At 60.6% G+C, this 17,987-nt stretch carries 19 protein-coding genes; 15 read left to right on the top strand and 4 right to left on the bottom strand.

Features of this window, described 5'->3' with window-relative positions; genetic code table 11:
• Nucleotides 1-24: 24 nt before the first annotated feature.
• Nucleotides 25-975, bottom strand: coding sequence for a homocysteine S-methyltransferase family protein (locus IZ6_RS11550; protein ID WP_222875203.1), 951 nt, complete (start codon nt 973-975; stop codon nt 25-27).
• A gap of 197 nt (nt 976-1,172) precedes the next feature.
• Between IZ6_RS11550 and IZ6_RS11545 the strand changes: the two genes are divergently transcribed.
• The 11 genes from IZ6_RS11545 to IZ6_RS11495 all read left to right on the top strand — a co-directional run bounded on the left by IZ6_RS11545 (nt 1,173) and on the right by IZ6_RS11495 (nt 11,751).
• A complete protein-coding gene (locus tag IZ6_RS11545; RefSeq protein WP_222875202.1) occupies nt 1,173-1,796 on the top strand; it encodes a TetR/AcrR family transcriptional regulator in 624 nt (207 codons plus the stop codon).
• 197 nt (nt 1,797-1,993) lie between these two features.
• Nucleotides 1,994-2,200, top strand: a complete 207-nt coding sequence (locus IZ6_RS11540; RefSeq protein WP_222875201.1) for a cold-shock protein — start codon at nt 1,994-1,996, stop codon at nt 2,198-2,200.
• A 168-nt stretch (nt 2,201-2,368) separates the two neighbouring features.
• Entirely contained in the window at nt 2,369-3,181 is an 813-nt protein-coding gene (locus tag IZ6_RS11535; protein WP_222875200.1) for an ABC transporter ATP-binding protein, read from the top strand.
• Nucleotides 3,178-3,927 carry a transporter substrate-binding domain-containing protein gene (locus IZ6_RS11530; RefSeq protein ID WP_222875199.1) on the top strand — a complete coding sequence of 250 codons (750 nt, stop codon included), beginning with the start codon at nt 3,178-3,180 and terminating at the stop codon, nt 3,925-3,927. The genes IZ6_RS11535 and IZ6_RS11530 overlap by 4 nt, the downstream gene beginning before the upstream one ends.
• A gap of 112 nt (nt 3,928-4,039) precedes the next feature.
• Nucleotides 4,040-4,732, top strand: coding sequence for an ABC transporter permease (locus tag IZ6_RS11525; RefSeq protein ID WP_222875198.1), 693 nt, complete (start codon nt 4,040-4,042; stop codon nt 4,730-4,732).
• On the top strand, nt 4,729-5,415 hold the full coding sequence (locus IZ6_RS11520; protein WP_222875197.1) for an ABC transporter permease: 687 nt from the start codon (nt 4,729-4,731) through the stop codon (nt 5,413-5,415). Before IZ6_RS11525 ends, IZ6_RS11520 begins: the two co-directional genes overlap by 4 nt.
• A 73-nt stretch (nt 5,416-5,488) precedes the next feature.
• On the top strand, nt 5,489-7,381 hold the full coding sequence (gene dnaG, locus IZ6_RS11515; protein WP_222875196.1) for a DNA primase: 1,893 nt from the start codon (nt 5,489-5,491) through the stop codon (nt 7,379-7,381).
• A gap of 149 nt (nt 7,382-7,530) precedes the next feature.
• A complete protein-coding gene (gene rpoD / locus IZ6_RS11510) occupies nt 7,531-9,567 on the top strand; it encodes an RNA polymerase sigma factor RpoD (protein ID WP_222875195.1) in 2,037 nt (678 codons plus the stop codon).
• A 15-nt stretch (nt 9,568-9,582) separates the two neighbouring features.
• On the top strand, nt 9,583-10,464 hold the full coding sequence (locus IZ6_RS11505) for an aldose 1-epimerase family protein (RefSeq protein ID WP_225873895.1): 882 nt from the start codon (nt 9,583-9,585) through the stop codon (nt 10,462-10,464).
• A 19-nt stretch (nt 10,465-10,483) separates the two neighbouring features.
• A complete protein-coding gene (locus IZ6_RS11500; protein WP_222875194.1) occupies nt 10,484-10,843 on the top strand; it encodes a hypothetical protein in 360 nt (119 codons plus the stop codon).
• Nucleotides 10,844-10,845: 2 nt separating this feature from the next.
• Nucleotides 10,846-11,751, top strand: coding sequence for a DUF817 domain-containing protein (locus tag IZ6_RS11495; RefSeq protein WP_420825550.1), 906 nt, complete (start codon nt 10,846-10,848; stop codon nt 11,749-11,751).
• Here IZ6_RS11495 and IZ6_RS11490 read toward each other — a convergent pair whose 3' ends face one another.
• Both IZ6_RS11490 and IZ6_RS11485 read right to left on the bottom strand, forming a co-directional pair.
• The gene (locus IZ6_RS11490) at nt 11,752-12,174 is read right to left on the bottom strand and encodes a DUF1810 domain-containing protein (RefSeq protein WP_222875193.1); all 423 of its coding nucleotides are present in this window, start codon (nt 12,172-12,174) and stop codon (nt 11,752-11,754) included.
• A gap of 23 nt (nt 12,175-12,197) precedes the next feature.
• Nucleotides 12,198-13,187 (bottom strand): L,D-transpeptidase family protein, encoded by a 990-nt coding sequence (locus IZ6_RS11485; RefSeq protein WP_222875192.1) that lies wholly within the window; start codon nt 13,185-13,187, stop codon nt 12,198-12,200.
• Between the two features lie 65 nt (nt 13,188-13,252).
• On the opposite strand from IZ6_RS11485, the gene IZ6_RS11480 reads away from it, so the two are divergent.
• Both IZ6_RS11480 and IZ6_RS11475 read left to right on the top strand, forming a co-directional pair.
• Nucleotides 13,253-14,065 carry a TrmH family RNA methyltransferase gene (locus IZ6_RS11480; protein WP_222875191.1) on the top strand — a complete coding sequence of 271 codons (813 nt, stop codon included), beginning with the start codon at nt 13,253-13,255 and terminating at the stop codon, nt 14,063-14,065.
• Between the two features lie 56 nt (nt 14,066-14,121).
• A complete protein-coding gene (locus tag IZ6_RS11475; RefSeq protein ID WP_222875190.1) occupies nt 14,122-14,628 on the top strand; it encodes a tetratricopeptide repeat protein in 507 nt (168 codons plus the stop codon).
• 79 nt (nt 14,629-14,707) lie between these two features.
• On the opposite strand, the gene IZ6_RS11470 is transcribed toward IZ6_RS11475, so the two are convergent.
• On the bottom strand, nt 14,708-15,481 hold the full coding sequence (locus IZ6_RS11470) for a class I SAM-dependent methyltransferase (RefSeq protein WP_222875189.1): 774 nt from the start codon (nt 15,479-15,481) through the stop codon (nt 14,708-14,710).
• A gap of 174 nt (nt 15,482-15,655) precedes the next feature.
• Between IZ6_RS11470 and IZ6_RS11465 the strand changes: the two genes are divergently transcribed.
• Nucleotides 15,656-16,579 (top strand): LysR family transcriptional regulator, encoded by a 924-nt coding sequence (locus IZ6_RS11465; RefSeq protein ID WP_222875188.1) that lies wholly within the window; start codon nt 15,656-15,658, stop codon nt 16,577-16,579.
• Between the two features lie 192 nt (nt 16,580-16,771).
• Nucleotides 16,772-17,983, top strand: a complete 1,212-nt coding sequence (locus IZ6_RS11460) for an NAD-dependent formate dehydrogenase (RefSeq protein ID WP_222875187.1) — start codon at nt 16,772-16,774, stop codon at nt 17,981-17,983.
• Nucleotides 17,984-17,987 lie beyond the last annotated feature (4 nt).

Here is a 17,987-nt window from a genome sequence, read left to right as displayed (position 1 = left end):
GCGGTCCAGATCAGGCGGGCCCAATCAGGCAGACACAGCCTCGCACCAGCGGGCGATTTCATGAACATGCCGATGATCGGTGCCGCAGCAGCCGCCGACGATCGTAATGCCGCGGAAAATGCGGCGCAGATCGCGATATTGCTGGCCAAGTTCCGCCGGATTGCCCGCATCGAGATCGGGCGACGCATCGAGTTCGGCATGGCTGCGCTTTGAGGCATTGGCACGGAGGCCACGAATGCGGCGTGTCCAGGCCTCGCCGGCCTTCAGTGCGGTCTCGAAATGCGTCGGGTGAGCGCAATTGATCATGTAATAGGCCGCGTAATGCGAGGTCTGCGCGTCGGTGAGTTCGATCGCATCGCGCAGTGTCAGGCCGCCCGGCAGTTTGCCGTCGGTCTCCAGCGTGAACGAAATCGCAACCGGCATACCGGCGCGCTTTGCGGCGCGCACGATGCCGACGGCTTCCGGCACATTCGTCATCGTAAAGGCCGAGACCATATCGGCTTCCGCCGCCTTGAAGCTTGCGATCTGCGGCGCGTGATAGCGCATCGCTTCGTCCGAACTCATGATCTTGCCGGGATCATAACCGTCGCCGCGCGGGCCGATATTTCCCGAGATCACCATGGGTGATGTCGGGGTTTCGAAATCGCGCCGCACCTCTGCCATCAGCGAAACGGAATCGCGGTTGGCCTTGTCGGTTTCGGCCAGCGTATAGCCGAGCTTTTGCGCCCAGTCGGGATTGCAACGCCAGGTCGGCGTCTCCAGCACAAAGCCCATGCCGCCGCGCACCGCCATGCCGGCATGAAGATCGTAATAGTCGCGCAGGCGCTTTTTGCCGTCGGATGTCTTCAGAAGCGGAAAGCTCGCGAAATAGGGAAGCTCTATTCCGTCGAGGAAAATCAGTGTCGTTTCTAAGCCGCTATCGGTCAGAAAGACCGCATCGCCGAGCTGCGGCAGGTTCTGTCTGTACTTCGCCATGAGCCCCTCCAAAGGCTTTCCACCCGGGCGCGAAACTATGGGGAGGGGGGCTATGCGCCTAGAAAGCTTGCGGTAGAGGGCCTCAATAAACGCAAATTCGCTGTAAAAGCAGCGCGTTGCCCTTTTTGCCCTGGGCGCTTGAAATACTCCGGAAACACAACTTTGGCACTAACTGCACCTCCGGTACAGGTGCAGCCATGCTCGACACGCCGATCAAGAAACGCTCTGAGACCCGCGACCGCCTTCTCGAAGCGGCGGAAAGCGCCGTATTGGCAAAAGGCTTCACCGCCACCTCGATCGAGGAGCTGATCGCTGAAGTCGGCATCACGAAGTCCGGCTTTTTCTATCACTTCAAGGATAAGAACGAACTCGCGCGGGCGATGATGCTGCGCTACCTCGAACGCGATGCCGCGCTGCTCGACGAAATTTTCGCGCGCGGCGATGAGCTCCACGACGATCCGCTGCACGGCTTTCTTGTCGGCCTGAAACTCTTCGCCGAATGTCTCGCCGATCTGCCGGAGAATCATCCCGGCTGCCTTGCCGCGAGCTTTTGCTATCAGGATCAGCTGTTCGATCAGCACATCCGCGACATGAATGCGGAAAGCTTTCTGATCTGGCGGCGCAGGTTCCGCGCGCGGTTTGCCGCCATCGTAGAAATACGGGCGCCCAAGGAGGACGTCGATCTCGATGCGCTCGCCGATATGGCTGCAACTTTGGTTGAAGGTGCGCTCATCATCGGCCGCGCGCTGCGCGATCCGAGCATTTTGCCGCGCCAAATTCTTCTCTATCGCGACTACGTCAAAATGATTTTTCGCACCTGAAGCGAAGTTCTTTTCAGGTTTCGCGATCTTGCCTTTAGCCGACCCGTGCTCCATTTAGAGGCACCCGCGGGCGGGTTGTCCCGCGGGTTAATGAGACGGATTTTTGGACTGCCTTGTCTGCCTTCGTGCTGCAAGTCCACCAAAATTCGAATTTGCGGCGCATGCCTGTCGGGCATGCTTTTAGGAGGCCAGATCACATGGCTACCACGGGTACTGTGAAGTTCTACAATTCGCAAAAGGGCTACGGCTTCATCCAACCGGAAACCGGCGGCCCGGACGTGTTCGTCCACGCAACGGCTCTTGAGCAGGCCGGCATCTACACTCTGAACGAAGGCCAGAAGGTCGAGTTCGAAGTTGTTGCCGATCGCGGTAAGACCAAGGCTGCGAATTTGAAGACGGTCTGATCAGACCGCGGAGCTTCACTCCGACTAAAGCCCGGCTTCACGCCGGGCTTTTTTATTGCAACTTGGTATTGCATTGCTGGCACGGTGTTTGCGAACGCCGGAGTGCCTTGATTTGACACAAGGAACGGTCCCGCACAGACTGGCCCGCGTAAATATAAGGGGGCGTATTTGCCCGATCCGGCGGCCGCTTCGCCCGCACTTGAGGCGAAAGGCATAACGAAGCGCTACGGCGCTCTCGAAGTTTTGAAGGGCATCGATATCGAGGCCCGCACCGGCGACGTCATCTCCATCATCGGGACGTCGGGCTCCGGCAAATCGACTCTTCTACGTTGCCTGAACCTGCTTGAGACGCCCGATGAGGGAAGGATCACGCTGCACGGCGAAGAAATACGTATGCGCCGCCAGCGTAACGGCACGCTGTGCGCGGCAGATGCGCGCCAGATCTCGCGGCTCAGAGCCAATCTCGGCTTCGTGTTCCAGAATTTTAATCTCTGGCCCCATATGACCGTGATGCAGAACATCATCGAAGCGCCGATGCAGGTGCTCGGTCTGTCCTATGCCGAGGCCGTTTTGCGGGCCGAGAAGCTGCTTGCGAAAGTCGGCATCGGCGACAAGGCGCAGAGCTATCCGATGATGCTCTCGGGCGGCCAGCAGCAGCGCGCCGCCATTGCACGTACACTTGCTATGGAACCGAAGATCATTCTGTTCGATGAGCCGACATCTTCTCTCGACCCCGAGATGGTCGGCGAAGTCCTGGGCGTCATTCAGGCGCTCGCCCAGGAAGGGCGCACGATGCTGCTCGTGACCCACGAAATGCGCTTTGCCCGCAACGTCTCCACGCGAACGATCTTCCTGCATGCCGGACGGATCGAAGAGCAGGGGACGCCGCAACAGGTTTTTGACAATCCGCAATCTCCGCGCTGCAAACAGTTCATGGCAACACAGCGCGAGGACAATAACAGGGAGCCCGTACCAACATGAAATTCACTGTCATCGCCGCGGCCGCGCTTGCCGCGCTCAGCGTTACGGCGGCGTCCGCCCAGACGACGCTGAAAATCGGTTCGGAAGGCGCCTATCCGCCCTTCAACACAAAGGACACCGCCGGCAATGTCGTCGGCTTCGACATCGACATCGCGCAGGCGATGTGCGCTGAGATGAAGGTGACCTGCACCGTCGTCACCCAGGATTGGGACGGCATGATCCCCGCGCTCGTGAACAAGAAGTTCGACTTCGTGTCCGCGTCCATGTCGATCACCGAAGAACGCCAAAAGGTCGTGAACTTCACCGACCCCTATTATTCGAACAAGCTTCAGTTCGTCGCCAAGAAGGGCACAGAGCTCTCGGTGAAACCCGAAGACCTGAAAAAGAAGATCATCGGCGCGCAGCGCGCGACGATCGCCGCCGAATGGATCGAAAAGAACATCGGCGCCGGCACCAATGTGAAGCTCTACGACACGCAGGAAAATGCCTGGCTCGATCTTGAAGCGGGCCGCACCGATGCGGTGCTCGCCGACGCCTTCCTGTCTTATGACTGGCTGCAGAGCCCGACCGGCAAGAACTTCGAGTTCAAGGACAAGCCGGTGTTCGATGACGACAAGATCGGCATGGCCGTGCGCAAGGAAGACAAGGAGCTCCTCGCCAAGCTGAACGCCGCTCTCAAAAAGGTTATCGAAAGCGGCACCTACGACACGATCAATAAGAAGTACTTCCCCTTCTCGATTCGCTGATCGCAACAAAGGGCCGTCCACCTGGCTCGGGCTTGCCTGAGCTGGGGTTTCATGTGCTTAACTCGGCAACAGCCAAGTTTAAGTGGACGGCCCTTCTTCCCTCCGGACGCCGATGATCGATCTTTACGGCTTCGGCCATCAGATGGCGCTGGGCACCTGGATGACGATCCAGCTGGCCCTTGCTTCGCTTGTTCTGGGTCTCAGCCTCGGCCTGTTCGGTGCGACGCTTAAATCGTCGTCGCTGCGCGTTTTGCGCTGGATCGGCGATTTTTACTCGACCGTGTTTCGCGGCATTCCCGAGCTCGTCGTCGTCCTTCTGATCTATTTCGGCTCGAGCGGCGTATTGACGGCAATCTCCGGCTGGTTCGGTGGCGGCTATGTCGAGCTCAATCCGTTTGCCGCCGGAACGCTGGCGCTCGGCATCTGTTTCGGCGCCTATGCCACGGAAGTTTTCCGCGGCGCGCTGCTGACGATTCCGAACGGCCAGATGGAGGCGGGGCAGGCGCTCGGCCTCGGCAAGACGCGCATCTTCTGGAAGATCATCCTGCCGCAGCTCTGGCGCATTGCGCTGCCGGGCCTTGGCAATCTCTTCATGGTGATGATGAAGGACACCGCGCTCGTCTCGGTCATCGGCCTTGAAGAAGTGATGCGCAAGGCATCGGTTGCGACCGGCGTCACCAAACAGCCCTTCACCTTTTATCTGACCGCCGCGCTGATCTATCTCGGCATCACCGTCGTTGCGACCGGGGTGTTGCATATTCTCGAAAAGCGCGTGAACCGCGGAATTCGGCGGGTAAACGCATGAATTTCGAGCTCATGCTTCATTATTTCCCGCAGCTTCTGCTCGGAGCGGTGCTGTCCATTCAGCTCGTTGTCGTGTCGGGCATCATCGGGCTTGTGATCGCGCTGCCGACGGCGCTGGCGCGCGTGTCTCCCAATCCGCTCGTCTACGGTCTGCCTTACGCCTATATCTTCTTCTTTCGCGGCACGCCGCTCCTCGTTCAGCTCTTCCTTGTCTATTACGGGCTCGGTCAGTTCGAAGCGGTGAGGAACAGCATCTTCTGGACCGTGCTGCGCGATCCCTATTGGTGCGCGGTGCTGACGATGGGCCTGCACACCGGCGCTTACATTTCCGAAATTCTGCGCGGAGCCATTATGGCCGTGCCGGCGGGCGAGATTGAAGCAACGCGGGCGCTCGGCATGTCGCGCCTTGCGGCCTATCGGCGGATCATTCTTCCGCGCGCGGCGCGCATCGGGCTGCCGGCCTATGGCAATGAAGTCATTCTGATGCTCAAAGCATCCGCCTTGGCCTCAACCGTCACGCTGCTTGATCTCACCGGCATGGCGCGCACGATCATCGCCAAAACCTACACCCCGGTCGAAATCTTCACCGCCGCGGGCATCATCTATCTCGCTTTGTCCTTCATCCTCGTTCATCTCTTCCGGGCGCTGGAGAAGCACTGGAACCGGCATCTCGTCCGCGCCTGATTCGGTTGTCCACAGGGCGGCATCGCGACGTTCGGACCTTATTGGGTGCACCAATAGCGCACTATAATGGCGCATGGCCTTCACCCCCGAATTCCTCGATGAGATCCGCGCCCGGCTTCCGGTGTCGGAAGTCGTGGGGCGGCGCGTCCAGCTGAAGAAAAAAGGGCGCGAATGGGCCGGCCTGTCGCCCTTCAACAAAGAGAAATCCCCGAGCTTTTTCGTCAATGACGCAAAGGGGTTTTATCATTGTTTTTCAAGCGGTAAGCACGGAGACATCTTCCGGTTTCTCATGGAAACGGAAGGCGTCTCCTTTCCCGAAGCCGTGGAGCGGCTGGCCGGGCAGGCCGGTCTCGAAGTGCCGAAATCCGCGCCGCAGGAGCAGGAACGTGCCGAGCGCAAGCGCACCCTCGTCGATGTCATGGACATGGCGGCGAAATATTTCGAGGCGGCTTTGGCCGGCCGCGCCGGACAGGCGGCGCGCGCCTATCTCGACAAGCGCGGCCTGACGGAGGCAACGCGCACCGAATTCCGCCTCGGCTTTGCGCCGGGAGACCGCAACGGGCTGAAGGCCCATCTGCTGGCGCAGAACATTCCGATCGAGGCCCTGATGGAAACGGGCCTTGTCATCCATGGCGAGGATATCGGCGAGCCGTTCGATCGTTTCCGGGATCGCATCATGTTCCCGATCCAGGATGCGCGCGGGCGCATTATCGCCTTTGGCGGCCGCGCCATGCAGGCCGATGCGCAAGCGAAATATCTCAATTCGCCCGAGACCCCGCTCTTTCACAAAGGCCATGTCCTCTTCAATCACCACAGAGCTCGCACCGCCGCGCATCAGGCCGGAAACGCGATTTCCGTCGAGGGCTATATGGATGTGATCGCGCTGGCGCAGGCGGGTATCGGCAATGCGGTGGCAGGTCTCGGCACGGCCCTGACGGAAGGTCAGATGGAGCTGTTGTGGCGTATGGGCCCGGAGCCGGTGCTCTGCTTTGACGGCGATAAAGCCGGCCAGCGTGCCGCGCACCGTGCGGTCGATACCGCTTTGCCGCATCTGAAGCCCGGTCGCTCGCTGCGCTTTGCCTTTCTTCCCGACGGGCAGGACCCGGACGATCTGGTGAAGGCGGCGGGCCGCGACGCTATGGAAAATGTCATCGCCCAGGCGCGGCCTCTGGTCGATGTGCTGTGGGAGCGGGAGCTGGACGCCGGCCCAACCGATACGCCGGAGCGCCGGGCGGCGCTCGAGCGCCGCATCAAGGATCTCGTCAAACTCATCCAGGACGAGACGGTGCGCCGGCACTATATGACGGCAATGGCTGAGAAGTTTCAGATGTTTGCGCCTCAGCCGGTCAATGCTCCCGTGCCGTTTCAGCGCCGCCCCTGGAATAATGGCGAGCGGCGCCCGAAAGCAGGTCTTCGCGAGGCCATCCGTCCGAGCGCCGGATTGAGGCAGGCCGCCGGGGCCGGCCGGATCAAGGTCCGGGAAGCGGCGCTCCTCGTGGCCCTTATCCGCCACCCCCGCCTGATCGAGCGCCACGCCGAAACCCTGTCCGAAATCGAGCTGACTTCGCCGGATCTGGCCCGCCTCAGGGGGGCCGCCATCGACGCCGCGGCCCATGGGGAGGGGGACAGCCAGGAATTGATGGAGGCCGCCATTGCCCGTGCTGGTCTATCCGCGAGCCTGGCCCGGGCCGAGGCGGCCCTGACCCCCGGCCTCTGGTGGGCGGCCCCTGCGGCAGACGACCTCGATGCCGAGACAGGCTTCCTGCATAGCCTTGCCTTGCATCAGAAGGCTCATGCGTTAAATAAGGAGCTTCGCGCGGCAGAGGCCGCTCTGGGGCAGGACCTGAGCGAGGAGAATTTTTCGCGCCTCGCGGATATCCAGCATCAACTCAGGACGGTTGAGGGCACGGAGTCCACAATTGAGGGCTTCGGCGCTGCCTCGGGCCGGCCTGCGCGGAGTTTCTGATAGATTCGAGCCGTTTGGCGTGGTTAATCGCGATTTAATACGGTTCGCAGACAAGAACAGGGCACAGATTCGCGTGCGGATATTCACCCGCGGGCTGTGCGCTATATTTGGATTGGACCGGGCCGCGGCCCGTGAGAGATACGGAACACATGGCAGCCAATAAAGCCGCGACCAAGGAAGAGGCCCCGGAAACTCCCGCAACGGAGGGACCCGATGGCGCCGTCCTCGACCTCAACGACCAGTCTGTAAAACGGATGATCAAAGCCGCCAAGAAGCGCGGCTACGTTACCCACGACGAACTGAACGAAGTTCTGCCGTCCGATCAGACTGATCCCGACAAGATCGAAGACATCATGGCGATGCTCAGCGAGATGGGCATCAATGTCGTCGACGCCGAAGAAGCCGAGAGCGAAGGCGACCGCGCGGACGACGATGATGACGATGAGGGTGGCGATGTCGTCGAGACGGCGCCGCGCGCTGTTGCGACCACCTCGACCGCGAAAGAACCGTCCGACCGCACCGACGATCCGGTTCGTATGTATCTGCGCGAAATGGGCTCGGTCGAGCTTCTGTCGCGCGAGGGCGAAATTGCGATCGCAAAGCGCATCGAGGCCGGCCGCGAGGCGATGATCGCGGGCCTTTGCGAAAGCCCGCTGACCTTCCAGGCCATTATCATCTGGCGCGACGAACTCGCAGACGCCAAAATTCTTCTGCGCGACATCATCGATCTCGAAGCGACCTATGCCGGTCCCGAAGCGAAAGCCATTCCGGCGCCGCTCGAAACGGGCGAGGGCGGCATTCCCGTGCCGGGTGCTCCGGTACAGCCGGGCGCGCGCCGTCCGGGCGAGAGCGATGACGATCTGCCGGAAGGCGATGCGCCGCCCATGGGCGATCTCGACGACGAGGATGATGAGGGCAATCCCTCGCTCGCCGCGATGGAAGCCGAACTGAAGCCGCAGGTCGTCGAGACCTTCGACAACATCGCCGACAATTATAAGAAGCTGCGCCGCCTGCAGGACGCCAATGTCGAGCAGCGCATGCAGAATGCGCGCCTGACGCCGGCGCAGGAACGCAAATACAAGACGCTCAAAGATCAGATCGTCGAAGACGTGAAATCGCTGTCGCTCAATGCGCACCGCATCGAAGCGCTGGTCGAGCAGCTCTACGACATCAACAAGCGCCTCGTTTCGCTTGAAGGCCGCCTGTTCCGCCTTGCGGACAGCTATGGCGTCGACCGCGTCGATTTCCTGAAGCAGCACCAGGGCTCCGAGCTCGATCCGAACTGGATCCGCCGTGTCGGCAAGCTCGCGGCGCGCGGCTGGAAGGACTTCATCGGCAACGAGAAGGACCACATCAAGAATATCCGCGCCGATGTGCAGACGCTGGCGGCCGAAACCGGTCTCGAGATCGGTGAATTCCGCAAGATCGTCCAGATGGTGCAGAAGGGCGAGAAGGAAGCGCGTCAGGCCAAGAAGGAAATGGTCGAAGCGAATCTCCGCCTCGTCATCTCCATCGCCAAGAAATATACAAACCGCGGCCTGCAGTTCCTCGATCTCATTCAGGAAGGCAATATCGGCCTGATGAAGGCGGTCGATAAGTTCGAATACCGCCGCGGCTACAAATTCTCGACCTATGCGACGTGGTGGATCCGTCAGGCGATCACCCGCTCGATCGCTGACCAGGCGCGCACCATCCGCATCCCGGTCCATATGATCGAGACGATCAACAAGATCGTCCGCACCTCGCGCCAGATGCTGCACGAAATCGGCCGTGAGCCGACGCCGGAAGAATTGGCGGAAAAGCTCGCAATGCCGCTCGAAAAAGTGCGCAAAGTTCTGAAGATCGCCAAAGAGCCGATCTCGCTCGAAACGCCGATCGGCGACGAGGAAGATTCGCATCTCGGCGATTTTATCGAAGACAAGAATGCGATCCTGCCGATCGATGCGGCGATCCAGTCGAACCTTCGCGAAACGACGACGCGCGTGCTTGCAACGCTGACGCCGCGCGAAGAGCGCGTGCTGCGCATGCGCTTCGGCATCGGCATGAACACCGACCACACGCTGGAAGAAGTCGGCCAGCAGTTCTCGGTGACGCGCGAACGTATTCGCCAGATCGAGGCGAAGGCGCTGCGCAAGCTGAAGCACCCCTCGCGCTCGCGCAAGCTCCGCAGCTTCCTCGACAACTGAGATTGAGAGAAGGCCGTGTCCCCCGATGTGATTTCCATCGCGGGTCGCGGCCTTTCCGCTTCTATCAACCCGCTCGGCGCCGAACTTTCATCGCTGCGCGATGAGACGGGACGCGATCTGTTGTGGAACGGCGATCCCGCCGTCTGGCCCGGCCGGGCGCCCATTCTCTTTCCCATCATCGGCACGCTGAACGGCGACACTTATCGCGTCGACGGCAACGCCTACACACTGCCGCGCCATGGTTTCGGCCGCAGGCGAAAGTTTGCGCTCGCCGAAAGCGGAGCGGATCATGCGGTGTTCCGCCTCGAAGCCGATGACGAGACGCGCGCCGTCTATCCGTTCGAGTTCAGGCTCGATCTGAACTTTTCGATGTCCGGCAACCGGCTCGATATATCGGCGGATATCGTCAATACGGGTTCGAAAGACATGCCGGCGAGCTTCGGCTATCACCCGGCTTTTCTGTGGCCGCTACCCTATGGCGCGCCGCGCGCCGATTATCGCATTGCCTTTGAGCGCGAAGAGAAGGGGCCTTTGCGGCTCTTGAACGCGCAAGGCCTTCTCGAGCCGGCGCCGCTCGCAAGCCCGATCAAAGGCCACGAGCTTCTTCTGCGCGACGACCTTTTCACCAAGGACGCGCTGATTTTCACGGAGCTTGCGAGCCGCAGCGTCATCTACGGAGCGGGCGAGGGACCGAGACTGAAGATCAGTTTTCCCAATACGCCGCATCTCGGCATCTGGTCGAAACCGGGCGCGCCTTTTGTCTGCATCGAACCCTGGCAGGGCCATTCCGATCCGGCGGGCTTTGACGGCGAAATCTGGGATAAGCCTGGCATCGTCCGTATCAAGCCCGGCGCCGAGCGCCGCTGGCGTATGGGTGTTGAACTCATCTCAGACTAGGATTGAAGCGGAGACAGATATGTGGACGCAGTTCGAACGCCGCCGTCAGAAGCTCGCGACGCCGCGCGCCTTCGCTCACCGCATGTTGCTGGCCGTTGGTTTATGGCTGGCGATCACGGCGGTCGGCCTTACGATTGGCGTTGCCGGTTACATGATCTTCGGCGGCCTCGGCCTTGTCGATGCTTTTGAGAACGCCGCGATGATCTTGTCGGGCATGGGGCCGGTCGCCGATCTCTCGAACGATGCGGCGAAAATATTCGCCGGCTGCTACGCGATTTTCTCCGGCCTCATCATTGTCATCGCCACGGGCTTTATCCTCGCGCCGATCCTGCATCGCGTCCTGCATGTCTTTCACGTCGAGGGCAAAGGCGACAACTGACCGTGCAGGAAAAGGCCGATAGAAAGACGGCGCCTGTAAGCGCGGCCGCGACCTGGGACATCCTCAAACCCTTCATCGCCGCTGAGGCGCGCATCGGCGCGCGGATGGCGGCATCGCCGCTCTCCGCATCCCTCTATGAGTTTTTGCGCTTCGGCATGAAGCAGGCTTGGGCCTGCCTGTTCGGCGGCATCATGGTCGGGCTCATCGTCGCGACCTGGCTGCTTTATCCCGCGAACGCACCGCTCCACCGCTACGATTTTCTGTTTCTTGCCGCGCTTCTTGTGCAGGTCGCGCTGCTTGCGTTCAAGCTCGAGACGTTTGAGGAGGCGAAGATCATCTTCGTCTATCATGTCGTTGGAACGGTGATGGAGGTGTTCAAAACCTCGGTCGGCTCATGGATCTATCCGGAAGAAGCCTTCTTCCGTATCGGCGGTGTGCCGCTCTTTACCGGCTTCATGTATGCCTGCATTGGCAGCTATATCGCGCGCGCCTGGCGGCTCTTTCACTTCGAGTTCACCGATCATCCGCCGCTCTGGGCGCTCGGCCTTCTCAGTCTTGCGATCTACATCAATTTCTACAGCCACCACTACATCCCGGATGTCCGGCTCGAACTCTTCGCCGTGTCCTTTGCGCTGTTCTTCAAGACGCGCATCTACTTCATCAACTGGCGGTCGAAGCGCTGGATGCCGCTTCTGCTCGGCCTTGCGCTGGTCGCCGTCTTTATCTGGTTTGCGGAAAATATCGGCACGTTCACGCGCACCTGGATGTACCCGAACCAAAAATCCGGATGGGCGCTTGTGAGCTTCGGCAAGCTCGGCTCGTGGTTTTTGCTGATGTTGATCAGCTACACGCTGGTCGCGTTCATCAAGCGCGACGACATGAGAGCGCCCGCGATAACCAGGCGATGACTAGCGGGCGAGGATTTTCAGCGTTTCGGGATCGGGCGTGCCGCCGAAATATTTCTCGAGTACTTCGTTAAAAACCGAAGGCGCAGAGATTTTTGAAAACAGCGTCAGGCACGATCTCAGCTTCATCTCGTCCGTCGGCCCGAAAATCTCATAGGCGCTCCGGCCTTCGACCTTGTTGATGATGCCAGTGCACTCGCGCAGCCGATCCCCAAGAACTGGATGATCGAGGTAGGCCCGAGCTTCGTCGAGCGACGAAATCCCGTAGAACAAGGCCCTTTCCGACCGGCCGAGCTCTTTCAATTGCGGAAAGATAAACCACATCCAATGGCTCACCTTCTGGCCGCGTCCGAGTTCGGCCGTCACCGCGTCATAGACACGCTCCTGGGCTTCGACAAAGCGTGCGAGATTGTAAGTGTCGGTCATGGGCAAAGCACCAAGGCTGACGCCTATTCCTGAAACACGACCTTCACGCCCTTGCGGACGAAGCCGGCGAGTTCCTCGACATCCCAGTTTGTGAGGCGCACGCAGCCGGACGAGACATTCTTGCCGATTTTCTCCGGCTCGGCCGTGCCGTGAATGCCGTAATGATTGCGGTTGATGGCGATCCAGACCGTGCCGACCGGATTGTTCGGTCCGGCCTTGATCGTCATCTTCTGGTCGGGCCGGTCTTTATGGCCGTAAAGCTCGAGCTTCGGATCGTAATTCCAGGTCGGGCCGCGGGCGATGCGCGTAATGACGGCCTCGCCATCGGGCGCGGGCGTCTCGTCGCTGCCGATCGTTGCCGGATAGAAGGCGATCAGATCCTCGTCCCGGCCGAGCACGCGCAAGGATCTTTCACTTTTGTCGACGATGAGGCGCTCGGCGCGTATTTTGTCTTTCGCCGCTGAGCGGCCTTCCGTCTGATGGACGGCGGCGACCACGATCTCCGTGCCGGTTTTTGAAAAATCAGCCTCGGGGTTCAGCTGCGAGAGCAAGTCCTCGCTCATATGGAAGCGCTCGGACAGAAGTTCGCGCGGCGAGGTGAAGGCAAGCCGCTTGAGCTTCGCCATCTCGCTTATGCTGTCCGGAATCTTTTCGGCGAACGGCCCACCGACATCCTCGGGCTCGATCGTGTAGCGGACGAGAACCGGTTCGGGATGCGCCGTGGTGAGCTTCGCAAAACCCTCTTCGTCGATCGTGCCGGTCGGTTTCAGCCCGTTGTCGATCTGGAAGGCTTTGATGGCGATCCCGGTGGCATCGCCCGAAACGCCGTCGATGACGCCGGGTGAATAGCGGCTGCGGTCGAGAAGGATCTGGGTTTTCAAAACGACCGCCGGGCCAGCCTCATCCCCCAGCCGGGCACCGTTGACATTGTCCATAGCAAGCTCGTCCCCGGCCAAGGCGGGGAGGCTAAGCATCAGAACAAACAGCACAAACCATACGCCGAACAAACGCATACACGGCTCCTAGCCTTGCACAACGGTGCAAGCCCAGATTGGGTTCAGCGTGCTATGGAGCCGCGATGAACCTGCTGAACGTAACCGACCCGGACGATCCCCGCATAGCCGCTTTTCGTGACATACGCGAGCGCGACCTTGTGGGGCGCGAAAACCGGTTTATCGCCGAAGGCGAAGTTGTGCTGCGCGGGCTCGTGCAATCGGCCCGCCACAGGCCGCTGGAAGTTCTGATCGATGCCAAGCGCGCCGAGAAACTGAGGCCGCTCCTGGAAGCGCTGCCGCCGGGCGTGCCGGTCTATGGCGCGGGGCAGGAGGTGATCGATCAGATCGCCGGCTTTCATCTGCACCGCGGCATTCTCGCGCTCGGACAATCGGCACCTGCACGGCCGGTCTCCGAGCTTCTCGCGCAATTGCCGGAGAAGGCTTTGGTGCTGGTTCTCAAAGCCATCGCCAATCACGACAATATGGGCGGGCTGTTCCGCAACGCCGCGGCCTTCGGCGCCGATGCTGTTTTGCTCGATGCGGAGAGCTGCGATCCGCTCTACCGCAAATCGATCCGCGTTTCGGTCGGCTCCGTGCTCACCGTGCCTTATGCGCGGCTTATGGATGGGGAGGATGTTCTCGGTCTTCTCGAACACAGCGGATTTCGGACATTCTCGCTTTCTCCGCGTGGGGAGGTGGCGCTCGCGGATGTCGTGCCTCCTCAGCGCAGCGCCCTCGTTTTCGGGGCGGAAGGCATGGGTCTTCCAGAGGAATTTCTGACGCGGACACAAACCGTGTCGATCCCCATGGCCGGGGGCTTCGATTCGTTAAATGTGGCGACATCCAGCGGAATCGTGCTGCACCATTTCGCGCAGCCTTTCTTCAGCCGTAAGTAGGTTGTCCGATCATGCCTTCGGGCGCAGACTGTCTGCCCATCCCCCGGAGACTCTCCATGAAAATCCTCATTCCGGCTCTGTCAGTTGTTTTCCTGTCGTCCGCAGCATTTGCCGCCGATACGGGCTCGTCGACAAATGCGCCCCCTGAATGCCCGAAGGGGCAGGTGTGGGATTCGTCGCAGAAAAAATGCGTCGAGAAAAAATCGGGCGTATCGGATAAGGATCTGATTGCGACGGGCCGGGCCCTCGCTAAGTCCGAGCGTTATTACGAGGCGCTGGAAGTTCTCGGCCTTGTGCAGAACAAGGATCCGGTCGCGCTCACTTATATCGGCTATAGCCTGCGCAAATCGGGTCAGACGGAAGAAGCGATCGGCTTCTATCATCAGGCGCTCGCCATCGATCCGTCGAATGCCGATACGCGCGAATATCTCGGCGAAGGTTATGTCGCCAGCGGCAAGCTCGATCTTGCCAAAGCCGAGCTGAAAAAGATCGGCGAGATTTGCGGCACGAAGTGCGAGCAGTATGCACTGCTCGAAAGCGCCATCGCGTCTGCCGTCAACTGAACGAAAAAAGCCCGGCCCGCATCGTCACGCGGACCGGGCCTCAAGGCTGCTTGGGCAGGCGCCTCAGCAGAACTTCAGATTATTTGCGCCACCAGACGATCGCGCATTTCGTTCCGAACAGGAAACGGAAGCCGCCATGCGGCGCCGGCGCGAGGAAGCGGCGGATATTGCGGTGGAGGATCGGCGTGAGCGCGCTGTCGACGCCGAGCCAGTCGAAATCGGACAGCGCTTCCTTCTCGTCGCGGTACCAGCGGGTGAAGGCCGTCGGAACGTGAACGACATTCGGCTCGATGCCGAAGCCGGTCAGTTCGTTGAAAATCGTCGTCACTCCGGATTGCTCGACATCCGCTTCCGGCTCGGGCGCCACAATGCCTTCGAGCAGGGCGTTGAGCAGCGCCTTTGTACTGGGGCCGGAGAAGAGCTGAACATAGACGAGCAGGTTCGCCGCCGAATCCAGTTTCATCAGATCGAGTTCGCCATTGTAGCGCGAGGCGACGACGACATCGTGCCGTGGCAGATCTTTACCGGGGATCAGCGCATCCCAATCGGCCTGATGGGCGATGACATTGGCAAGGCCGGCTTCGCTGGCGTTCGCGCCGCAGCGGCCGAGAAGATCGGGGCAGGCGTCGAGCGCGGTCACGTTTTTGGCCAGGCGGGCCATCGGGATCGCAAGGCGGCCGGAGCCGCAGCCGATATCGAGCACCGTCTTCGCGCGGGTGAGCTGCATCATATCGATCTGATGCTGGGTGAACTGCGTCTCCATCTGGGCCAGACGGTCATAGGTCTTGGCCCAGTCGAGTACCGGCACGGCAATCGGGGCGGAAGCGGTGAGCTCCTGGGCAAGGGCGTTCATGGGCGGCCTGCGAAGTTTTAGGAATTTCGCTGCTTATGACGCCGCTTAAGCCCTGGGATCAAACTGATATATTCTATCTATTGATAGGAGATACCTTTTAACTCTGCTTTTTGAAATAGCTCTAGCCTATCGATTTTCATTGCTGCGACAGCCCGCCGCGCTTATCTATCGGCAATGCTTATAAGGCAGCTCCAATATCTCACGGCCCTGGCGCGCGAACGCCATTTCGCCCGTGCAGCCGCGGCCTCCAATGTGACCCAGCCGACCCTGTCGGCCGGCATCAAGCAGATCGAGGAAACGCTTGGCGTGCTCGTCGTCGAGCGCGGGCACCGTTTCGTCGGCTTCACCGCCGAAGGCGAGCGGGTTCTCGCTTGGGCGCAGCGTGTCGTTGCCGATTATGAAGGGCTGACGCAGGAGCTCGGGGGCCTGCGCGAGGGCATGACCGGCCAGCTCAAGATCGGCGTCATTCCCGTGGCTTTGCCACTCGTTCACTGGCTGACCGAGCCGTTCGCCGAAGCCCATCCGCGCACGACCATCCAGGTTCTGTCCTATACGTCCCAGGAGATCCAGCGCGGGCTCGATGCTTTCGATCTCGATGCCGGCGTCACCTATCTCGACAACGAACCCTTGTCGCGCGTGCGTACATTCCCGCTCTATAAGGAGCGGTATGTTCTCGTCACGCCCGCAGGCACCGATCTCGACACGCGCAAGAATGTGACCTGGGAAGAAGCGGCGGGCCTGCCGCTCGGGCTGCTGACCGGCGATATGCAGAACCGGCGCATTCTCGACATGCATTTCCGCGAAGCGGGGCAGGTGGTGCGGCCTGTTTTCGAGACGAATTCGCCCTTCGCACTGCTTCAGCATCTGACGACGACGCGTTGGTCGACCGTTCTGCCGCATACTTATCTTGCGGTCATGGGCCAGCTCGACGGGCTCACGACTTTGCCGTTGGTCGAGCCGAGCGCGCAGCACGAAGTGGGGCTCGTCGTTGCCGAACGTGAGCCGTTGCAGCCGCTGGCCCGCGCGCTCCGCGCCGTGGCGGCGCTCCCCGAAGTTCGCCTGAAGCTGGAACGGGATATCGGTTTCGATAGACCGTAACTATCGAAATACAAAAACAAACAGTTTGAACGCTGCGGCCGCACGCCACACATAGCGTGCAGAAGCCGGCGCGCATGGCGTTGGCATATCGCCCGAAGTCAATACAGCTTCCGGGCCGCAGATATCGTTTGCGGCAACAGGTGAGTTTTGCCTGAAGGAGGCGCGGGCGGTGACAGTTCGGGAGGACTGGTCATGGCAAAAATTGTTGCTGTTCTTTACGACGATCCGAAGGGCGGTTTCCCGCCGAAATATGCCCGCGACAGCATTCCGGAGATCAAGACATACGCAGACGGCCAGACGGCGCCGACGCCCAAAGCCATCGATTTCAAGCCGGGTGAAATGCTGGGCTCGGTCTCCGGCGGTCTCGGCCTTGCCAAATGGCTCAAAAGTCTCGGTCATGAATATGTGGTGACGTCCTCGAAAGACGGCGCGAATTCCGAACTCGACAAGCACCTGCACGATGCCGAAATCGTCATCTCGCAGCCCTTCTGGCCGGCCTATATGACGGCCGAGCGCATCGCTAAGGCGCCGAAGCTGAAAGCGATCCTCACCGCCGGTATCGGTTCGGACCACACCGATCTTCAGGCCGCGATGGAACGCAATATCACCGTCGCCGAAGTCACCTTCTGCAACTCGATCTCGGTTGCCGAACACGTTGTGATGATGATCCTCGGTCTCGTCCGCAGCTATATCCCGGCGCATGACATCGTTCGCCAGGGCGGCTGGAACATCGCCGATGCCGTCAAGCAGTCCTACGATCTCGAAGGCATGCATGTCGGCACGGTTGCCGCGGGCCGCATCGGCTTGGCCGTTCTGCGGCGTCTCGCGCCGTTCGACGTCAAGCTCCACTACACCGATCGTCACCGCCTGCCGGAGTCGGTCGAGAAGGAGCTGAACCTCACCTGGCACGCCAAGCGGGAAGACATGTACCCGGTGTGCGATGTCATCACGCTGAACTGCCCGCTGCATCCGGAAACCGAGCACATGATCAACGATCAGACGCTCAAGCTGTTCAAGCGCGGCGCCTATATCGTCAACACGGCGCGCGGCAAGCTCTGCGACCGCGACGCGATCGTGCGTGCCATGGAATCGGGTCAGCTCGCCGGTTACGCGGGCGATGTGTGGTTCCCGCAGCCGGCACCGAACGATCATCCTTGGCGTACCATGCCGAACGAAGGCATGACGCCGCATATGTCGGGCACTTCGCTCTCGGCGCAGACGCGCTATGCCGCCGGCACGCGTGAAATTCTCGAATGCATTTTCGAGAACCGTCCGATCCGCGACGAATATCTGATCGTGCAGGGCGGCCAGCTTGCCGGCGTCGGCGCGCATTCCTACTCGAAGGGCAATGCGACCGGCGGTTCGGACGAGGCGGCGAAGTTCAAGAAGAAGGAACTCGCCTAAAGAG

Origin of the sequence: Terrihabitans soli, from assembly GCF_014191545.1 — a bacterium.
GTDB classification, from domain to species: Bacteria; Pseudomonadota; Alphaproteobacteria; order Rhizobiales; family Methylopilaceae; genus Flaviflagellibacter; species Flaviflagellibacter soli.
The sequence above is the reverse complement of the archived record's forward strand: the minus strand, read 5'-3'. Positions and strand labels throughout refer to the sequence as shown.